The 8,051-nt window shown below is 57.3% G+C and carries 9 protein-coding genes and 1 tRNA gene; all 10 read right to left on the bottom strand.

What is annotated here, in order from left to right:
- The coding region (locus CHB99_RS30280; RefSeq protein WP_249299729.1) for a hypothetical protein at nt 1-114 on the bottom strand (114 nt) is incomplete at its 3' end.
- A 65-nt stretch (nt 115-179) separates the two neighbouring features.
- Nucleotides 180-4,253, bottom strand: coding sequence for a DNA-directed RNA polymerase subunit beta (rpoB, locus tag CHB99_RS28980; protein ID WP_042123508.1), 4,074 nt, complete (start codon nt 4,251-4,253; stop codon nt 180-182).
- Between the two features lie 218 nt (nt 4,254-4,471).
- On the bottom strand, nt 4,472-4,837 hold the full coding sequence (gene rplL, locus CHB99_RS28975) for a 50S ribosomal protein L7/L12 (RefSeq protein ID WP_042123507.1): 366 nt from the start codon (nt 4,835-4,837) through the stop codon (nt 4,472-4,474).
- 77 nt (nt 4,838-4,914) lie between these two features.
- Nucleotides 4,915-5,415 (bottom strand): 50S ribosomal protein L10, encoded by a 501-nt coding sequence (gene rplJ, locus CHB99_RS28970; RefSeq protein WP_042123506.1) that lies wholly within the window; start codon nt 5,413-5,415, stop codon nt 4,915-4,917.
- Between the two features lie 198 nt (nt 5,416-5,613).
- Nucleotides 5,614-6,309: a 50S ribosomal protein L1 gene (gene rplA / locus CHB99_RS28965; RefSeq protein ID WP_042123504.1), complete on the bottom strand. Its 696-nt coding sequence runs from the start codon at nt 6,307-6,309 to the stop codon at nt 5,614-5,616.
- Nucleotides 6,309-6,740: a 50S ribosomal protein L11 gene (gene rplK, locus CHB99_RS28960; RefSeq protein ID WP_009397375.1), complete on the bottom strand. Its 432-nt coding sequence runs from the start codon at nt 6,738-6,740 to the stop codon at nt 6,309-6,311. Before rplK ends, rplA begins: the two co-directional genes overlap by 1 nt.
- A gap of 116 nt (nt 6,741-6,856) precedes the next feature.
- Entirely contained in the window at nt 6,857-7,390 is a 534-nt protein-coding gene (nusG, locus tag CHB99_RS28955; protein ID WP_042123502.1) for a transcription termination/antitermination protein NusG, read from the bottom strand.
- A 9-nt stretch (nt 7,391-7,399) separates the two neighbouring features.
- A complete protein-coding gene (secE, locus tag CHB99_RS28950) occupies nt 7,400-7,768 on the bottom strand; it encodes a preprotein translocase subunit SecE (RefSeq protein ID WP_042123500.1) in 369 nt (122 codons plus the stop codon).
- A gap of 45 nt (nt 7,769-7,813) precedes the next feature.
- Nucleotides 7,814-7,889, bottom strand: a tRNA-Trp gene (locus CHB99_RS28945).
- A gap of 54 nt (nt 7,890-7,943) precedes the next feature.
- Nucleotides 7,944-8,051 (bottom strand): EF-Tu C-terminal domain-related protein (locus CHB99_RS28940; protein ID WP_487379636.1); only part of this gene is annotated, 108 nt, incomplete at its 5' end.

Raw genomic sequence — 8,051 nt, 5'->3', positions numbered from 1 at the left:
AACTTCACCGAACGACCACGAACGGATCATCTCAGGCGAAGCCAGTCCGATACGGATGGCGTCGAACTCTTCGACTTGACCCTGGTTTTTCAGCAAATTCAGTAGGTCTTTCAAGGCCTTTCCTCCTGGCGGAGCAGGGAGCGCGCTGCCTCAGCCGCGCTCCCGATTCGCGTCACGTGTTATTCGGTTTCCAGATCGATATCGATACCGAGCGAACGGATCTCTTTGATCAACACGTTGAAGGACTCGGGCATGCCCGGCTCCATACGGTGATCGCCGTCCACGATGTTCTTGTACATCTTGGTCCGGCCGTTCACATCGTCCGACTTCACTGTGAGCATTTCTTGCAGGGTGTATGCCGCGCCGTATGCTTCCAGCGCCCACACCTCCATCTCCCCGAAACGCTGACCACCGAACTGCGCCTTACCACCCAGCGGCTGCTGGGTAACCAGGCTGTAAGAACCAGTGGAACGCGCGTGCATCTTGTCGTCCACCAAGTGGTTCAGCTTGAGCATGTACATGTAACCAACGGTCACTGGACGCTCGAACTTGTTGCCGGTACGACCGTCGAACAGCTCCATCTGGCCGCTTTCCGGCATGTCCGCCAGTTTCAGCATGGCCTTGATTTCACGCTCTTTGGCACCGTCGAAGACCGGGGTAGCCATAGGCACGCCCTTCTTCAGGTTGTTCGCCAGCTCGAAGATTTCCTGGTCGGTAAACGATTCCAGGTTCTCCTGACGACCACCGATCTCGTTGTAGATCTCGGTCAGGAAGCCACGCAGCTCAGCGGCCTTGCGCTGCTCTTCGAGCATGCGGTTGATCTTCTCACCCAGCCCCTTGGCCGCCAGGCCCAGGTGGGTTTCGAGGATCTGACCGACGTTCATACGCGAAGGTACGCCCAGCGGGTTGAGGACCACGTCGACCGGAGTACCGTTGGCGTCGTGCGGCATGTCTTCGACCGGCATGATCACCGAGACCACACCCTTGTTACCGTGACGACCGGCCATCTTGTCGCCCGGCTGGATGCGACGACGGATTGCCAGGTAGACCTTGACGATCTTCAGTACGCCCGGTGCCAGGTCATCGCCCTGCTGCAGCTTGCGCTTCTTGTCTTCGAACTTGTCGTCCAGCAGACGGCGGCGATCAACGATGTAGGCCTGAGCCTTTTCCAGTTGCTCGTTCAGCGCGTCTTCGGCCATGCGCAGTTTGAACCACTGACCATGCTCCAGACCGTTCAGGACTTCGTCGGTGATCACGGTGCCTTTCTTCAGGCCCGCGCCGCCGTCGACCACCTGGCCGTTCAGAGCCGAACGCAGACGCTCGAAGGTCGCGCCCTCGACGATGCGGAACTCTTCGTTGAGGTCCTTGCGGATCTCGTCCAGCTGCATCTTCTCGATGGACAGCGCACGGCTGTCACGCTCGACGCCATCACGGGTGAAGACCTGTACGTCGATGACAGTACCCTTGGTGCCGGTAGGCACGCGCAGGGAGGTGTCTTTGACGTCGCTGGCCTTCTCGCCGAAGATCGCGCGTAGCAGTTTTTCTTCCGGAGTCAGCTGGGTTTCGCCTTTTGGCGTGACCTTGCCAACCAGGATATCGCCAGCGCCAACTTCGGCACCCACGTAGACGATACCGGCTTCATCCAGCTTGTTCAGCGCAGCCTCACCCACGTTCGGGATGTCCGCGGTGATTTCCTCTGGGCCAAGCTTGGTATCACGAGCCACGCAGGTCAGTTCCTGGATGTGGATCGTGGTGAAGCGGTCTTCCTGAACCACACGCTCGGACAGGCAGATGGAGTCTTCGAAGTTGAAGCCGTTCCACGCCATGAACGCGATGCGCATGTTCTGACCCAGAGCCAGCTCACCCATGTCGGTGGACGGACCGTCAGCCATGATGTCACCACGCTGTACCACATCACCCTTGTTCACCAGCGGACGCTGGTTGATGCAGGTGTTCTGGTTGGAACGGGTGTACTTGGTCAGGTTGTAGATGTCGACACCGGCTTCACCGGTTTCGACTTCGTCATCGGCAACGCGAACGACGATACGGCTGGCGTCGACGGAGTCGATCACGCCGCCACGACGAGCCACGACGCAGACGCCGGAGTCACGGGCAACGTTGCGCTCCATGCCGGTACCTACCAGCGGCTTGTCGGCACGCAGGGTTGGTACAGCCTGACGCTGCATGTTCGAACCCATCAACGCACGGTTGGCGTCGTCGTGCTCGAGGAACGGAATCAGCGACGCTGCGACCGAAACTACCTGCTTCGGCGAAACGTCCATCAGGGTCACGTCTTCCGGTGCCTTGACGGTGAATTCGTTCAGGTGACGAACAGCTACCAGCTCGTCGATCAGTTGCTTCTTCTCGTTCATCGTGGCCGAAGCCTGGGCGATGACGTGATCTGCTTCTTCAATCGCCGACAGGAACACGATGTCGTCGGTGACCACACCCTCTTTCACCACGCGGTACGGGCTTTCCAGGAAGCCGTACTGGTTGGTGCGGGCATAGGCCGCCAGGGAGTTGATCAGACCGATGTTCGGACCTTCAGGGGTCTCGATCGGGCAGACGCGACCGTAGTGGGTCGGGTGTACGTCACGGACTTCGAAGCCCGCGCGTTCACGGGTCAGACCACCAGGGCCGAGTGCGGAGACACGGCGCTTGTGGGTGATCTCGGAGAGCGGGTTGTTCTGGTCCATGAACTGCGAGAGCTGGCTGGAACCGAAGAACTCCTTCACCGCCGCCGCGACCGGCTTGGCGTTGATCAGGTCCTGCGGCATCAGGCCTTCGCTTTCGGCCATCGACAGACGTTCCTTGACCGCGCGCTCGACACGCACCAGGCCAACGCGGAACTGGTTCTCGGCCATCTCGCCGACACAACGGACGCGACGGTTACCCAGGTGGTCGATGTCGTCGACGATGCCCTTGCCGTTACGGATGTCGACCAGGGTCTTCAGGACCTCGACGATATCTTCCTTGCTCAGCACGCCCGAACCTTCGATCTCGGTACGACCGATACGACGGTTGAACTTCATGCGGCCAACAGCGGACAGGTCGTAACGCTCGGCACTGAAGAACAGGTTGTTGAACAGGGTCTCGGCGGCGTCCTTGGTTGGCGGCTCGCCTGGACGCATCATGCGGTAGATCTCGACCAGAGCTTCCAGTTGGTTGCTGGTGGAGTCGATCTTCAGGGTATCCGAGATGAACGGACCGCAGTCGATGTCGTTGGTGTACAGGGTCTCGATGCGGACAACCTGGGCCTTGGCGATCTTGATCAGCAGATCCGTGGTCAGCTCGGTGTTGCATTCGGCCAGGATCTCGCCGGTAGCCGGGTGCACGATCGCCTTGGCGGTGGTGCGGCCCAGGACGTATTCCATTGGAACGTCCAGTTGCTTGACGCCAGCTTTCTCGATCTGGTTGATGTGACGCGCAGTGATACGACGACCCTGCTCGACGATGACCTTGCCGGTCTCGTCCTGGATGTCCATCACCGCAACTTCACCACGCAGACGCTGCGGAACCAGTTCCAGGCTCAGCTTCTGGTCGCCCAGATGGAAGACGTTGGTGGTGTAGAAGGCGTTCAGAACCTCTTCGGTGCTGTAGCCCAGCGCGCGCAGCAGAACCGAGGCCGGCAGCTTGCGACGACGGTCGATACGGACGAATACGCAATCTTTCGGATCGAACTCGAAGTCCAGCCACGACCCGCGGTAAGGAATGATACGTGCCGAGTACAGCAGTTTGCCGGAACTGTGAGTCTTGCCACGGTCGTGGTCGAAGAATACGCCTGGCGAGCGGTGCAACTGGGAAACGATCACACGCTCGGTACCGTTGATAACGAAGGTACCGTTTTCAGTCATCAGGGGGATTTCACCCATGTAGACTTCTTGCTCTTTGATGTCCTTGATCGCTTTGTTCGACGATTCTTTGTCGAAAATGATCAGGCGCACTTTTACCCGCAGCGGAACGGCATAGGTCACGCCACGCAGTACGCACTCTTTGACATCAAACGCCGGCTCGCCCAGACGATAGCCAACGTACTCCAGGGCAGCATTGCCGGAGTAGCTGATGATCGGGAAAACCGACTTGAAGGCCGCATGCAGACCGACGTCACGGAACTGATCCTTGGTCGCTCCTGCCTGCAGGAATTCACGATAAGAATCCAGCTGGATGGCCAGGAGGTAAGGCACATCCATGACGTCCGGCAACTTGCTAAAGTCCTTGCGGATACGTTTTTTCTCAGTGTATGAGTAAGCCATCAGCGTTCCCCAGCTTGGTCACCTGCTTGTTTGGCTCCTCCCGGCGGGAGTAGCCAGAAAATCGTGCAAACCCCTTGGTTTGCGCCACCGATCGTGGTGGATAGTGCTCGTTACCGGCGTCGACTCGGTCAACTGCCAATAACGGAAAAAGGCCGGTGGCAAGAGCCACCAGCCTCAGCCGTTTGCTTAACGCTCGGGCTGGAGTCGCAAGGTCGAAATTACTTGATCTCGACTTTAGCGCCTGCTTCTTCCAGCTTCTTCTTCGCGTCTTCAGCGACTTCTTTAGTAACGCCTTCCAGCACGACCTGAGGAGCGCCGTCGACTTTCTCTTTGGCTTCCTTCAGACCCAGACCGGTCAGTTCACGAACAACCTTGATCGCGTTGACTTTCTTCTCGCCAGCTTCGGCCAGAACAACGTTGAACTCGGTTTGCTCTTCAACAACGGCAGCGGCAGCAGCTGGGCCGGCAGCGGCAACAGCAGCGGTAACACCGAAGGTTTCTTCCATTGCTTTGATCAGCTCAACAACTTCCAGAACGGTTTTCTGGCCGATTGCTTCGATGATTTGTTCGTTAGTCAGAGACATGACTTCAATCCTGTATTGGGGTGACAGCCTACGCAGCCATCAAATTAAACGTATGAGTTGAAAGGAGTTTCCGCGCCTCAGGCAGCGGTGGCTTCTTTCTGGTCGCGAATGGCTGCCAGGGTGCGAGCCAGCTTGCTGGTAGCGCCTTGGATAACGCTCATCAGCTTCGCGATGGCTTCGTCGCGGGTCGGCAGGGTAGCCAACACGTCGATCTGGTTCGCTGCAATGAACTTGCCGTCAAACGCAGCTGCCTTGATCTCGAACTTTTCCTGACCCTTGGCGAACTCTTTGAACAGACGAGCAGCAGCGCCCGGGTGTTCGTTGGAGAAGGCGATCAGGGTCGGGCCAGTGAAGGCGTCGTTGAGGACACTGAATTCGGTGTCAGCAACAGCGCGCTTGAGCAGGGTGTTACGTACGACACGTACGTATACGCCAGCTTCACGAGCCTCTTTACGGAGTCCGGTCATTGCGCCTACAGTCACACCACGGGCATCAGCCACGACAGCGGACAGAGCGACTTTGGCAGCCTCGTTGACTTCAGCGACGATGGCCTTCTTGTCTTCGAGTTTAATTGCCACGGGTTTACTCCTGGATTTTACCGTTTCATCCGACCGAGGTCGGATGTCGTTTTGGTGTCTGATTCGGTAACGAATCGGGAGCACCATCTGCGTAGGCTTGAGGTTTAAGACTTGCGCCGCCTACGGTCTTGGATAGCCCCCGCCAGGCAGGGACCCCAATTTTTCAACGATGGGGCGATCACTCACCCCAGCGCTTTCTTAAGCGTTCAGCGAGCTCTGGTCGATGACCAGACCTGGGCCCATGGTGGTGCTCAGGGTAACGCGCTTGACGTAGATACCTTTCGAAGAAGCAGGCTTGATACGCTTCAGGTCAGCGATCAGGGCTTCAACGTTTTCCTTCAGCTTGACAGCTTCGAAGCCGACCTTGCCAACGGAAGTGTGAATGATACCGTTTTTGTCGGTGCGATAACGAACCTGACCGGCCTTGGCGTTTTTGACTGCGCCAGCTACGTCTGGAGTTACGGTGCCGACTTTCGGGTTAGGCATCAGGCCGCGAGGACCCAGAACCTGACCCAGTTGACCTACAACGCGCATTGCATCCGGGGAAGCGATGACGACGTCATAGTTCAGGTCGCCGCCTTTCATTTCGGCAGCCAGATCGTCCATACCTACGCGGTCAGCGCCGGCAGCCAGAGCGGCTTCAGCAGCTGGACCCTGGGTGAAGACGGCAACACGTACGGTCTTGCCAGTGCCGTGTGGCAGCACGGTAGCGCTACGAACGACCTGGTCGGATTTACGTGGGTCAACGCCGAGGTTGACGGCAACGTCGAAGGATTCGGTGAACTTCACGGCGGACAGTTCAGCCAGCAGGATTGCTGCTTCTTCGAAGTTGTAGACTTTGCCCGCTTCAACTTTAGAAGCGATGGCCTTTTGGCGCTTGGTCAGCTTAGCCATTACACACCCTCCACGTTGAGGCCCATGCTGCGAGCAGAACCGGCGATGGTACGCACGGCTGCATCCAGGTCAGCAGCGGTCAGATCGGCAGATTTGGTCTTGGCGATCTCTTCCAGCTGAGCACGGGTCACAGTACCGACTTTGACGGTGTTCGGACGAGCCGAACCGCTGGTCAGGCCGGCGGCCTTCTTCAGCAGAACCGAAGCAGGGGTGCTTTTGGTTTCGAAAGTGAAGCTGCGGTCACTGTAGACAGTGATGATCACAGGAGTCGGCAGACCTGGCTCTTGACCCTGAGTACGGGCGTTGAAGGCCTTGCAGAATTCCATGATGTTCACACCGTGTTGACCCAGTGCTGGACCAACGGGTGGGCTTGGGTTGGCCTGGCCGGCCTTAACTTGCAGCTTGATGTAAGCCTGAATCTTCTTAGCCATGAGCTACTCCAATATCGGGTACGAACGCCAGAAGGCTCCCCGGTTTACTTGCGTTTTATCCCAGTGACGAAAAAACCCCGCAGCGCAGGCTGCGGGGTGTGGGATGCTTCGCTCAACTAGACCTTTTCGACCTGGCTGAACTCGAGCTCTACCGGAGTAGAGCGACCGAAAATGAGCACTGCGACCTGCAGACGGCTCTTTTCGTAGTTGACCTCTTCAACGGTGCCGTTGAAATCGGCAAACGGACCATCAATGACACGAACCACTTCACCTGGCTCGAACAGGGTCTTCGGCTTCGGCTTGTCGCTACCGTCAGCCACGCGACGCAAGATGGCATCAGCCTCTTTGTCGGTGATCGGAGCCGGCTTGTCTGCCGTGCCACCAATGAAGCCCATTACACGAGGAGTATCCTTGACCAAGTGCCAAGTACCCTCGTTCATTTCCATCTGCACCAGCACATAGCCTGGAAAGAACTTACGCTCGCTTTTGCGCTTCTGGCCGTTACGCATCTCAACCACTTCTTCAGTGGGAACCAGAATCTCGCCGAAGCCATCTTCCATGCCTGCCAGCTTCACACGCTCGATCAGCGAGCGCATTACATGCTTCTCGTAGCCCGAGTAAGCATGAACAACATACCAACGCTTAGCCACAGGACACCCTTAGCCAACAATCAAGGAAATCAACCAGCCGAGCAGGGAGTCAAGCCCCCACAACAGCAGCGCCATGACCAAAACCACGGCTACTACGATGAGCGTGGTTTGAGTAGTCTCTTGGCGGGTTGGCCATACGACCTTACGAATCTCGGTGCGAGCTTCCTTAGCCAGCGCAAAGAATGACTTACCCTTTACAGTCTGCAGCGCAACGAACGCAGCAACAGCACCGAGAGCGAGCAAGGCAATTACGCGGTACAGGATTGGCGAACCAGAATAGTACTGGTTACCAACTACCCCAACGACCACCAAGGCAACAACAGCAAGCCACTTGAGCAGATCAAAACGAGAGTCTTGGGCTTCAGACTTGGAAGTCATAACAGAAGGATCCTGTGAAAAGAAAGCCAGATACACGAGAGAATCTGGCAGGTCAGGAGGGAATCGAACCCCCAACCTACGGTTTTGGAGACCGTCGCTCTGCCAATTGAGCTACTGACCTAAAAGCTTAATCAGGCCGGCCAATATACCGGCCTGATAGAGATAAATCAACTACTTATTCGATGATCTTGGCTACGACGCCAGCGCCGACGGTACGACCGCCTTCACGGATGGCGAAACGCAGACCATCTTCCATCGCGATGGTTTTGATCAGGGTAACAAC

It is taken from the genome of Pseudomonas japonica (assembly GCF_900188455.1).
Taxonomy (GTDB): domain Bacteria; phylum Pseudomonadota; class Gammaproteobacteria; order Pseudomonadales; family Pseudomonadaceae; genus Aquipseudomonas; species Aquipseudomonas japonica.
Note: the sequence above shows the minus strand (reverse complement) of the source record. Positions and strands in the feature narration are given on the sequence as shown.

Excerpts from the sequence above, each read along its gene's own strand:
- rplK (WP_009397375.1), bottom strand. The coding sequence starts at position 6,740 with ATGGCTAAGAAGATTCAGGCTTACATCAAGCTGCAAGTTAAGGCCGGC.
- secE (WP_042123500.1), bottom strand. The coding sequence starts at position 7,768 with ATGACTTCCAAGTCTGAAGCCCAAGACTCTCGTTTTGATCTGCTCAAG.
- rpoB (WP_042123508.1), bottom strand. The coding sequence starts at position 4,253 with ATGGCTTACTCATACACTGAGAAAAAACGTATCCGCAAGGACTTTAGC.
- rplL (WP_042123507.1), bottom strand. The coding sequence starts at position 4,837 with ATGTCTCTGACTAACGAACAAATCATCGAAGCAATCGGCCAGAAAACC.
- rplA (WP_042123504.1), bottom strand. The coding sequence starts at position 6,309 with ATGGCTAAGCTGACCAAGCGCCAAAAGGCCATCGCTTCTAAAGTTGAA.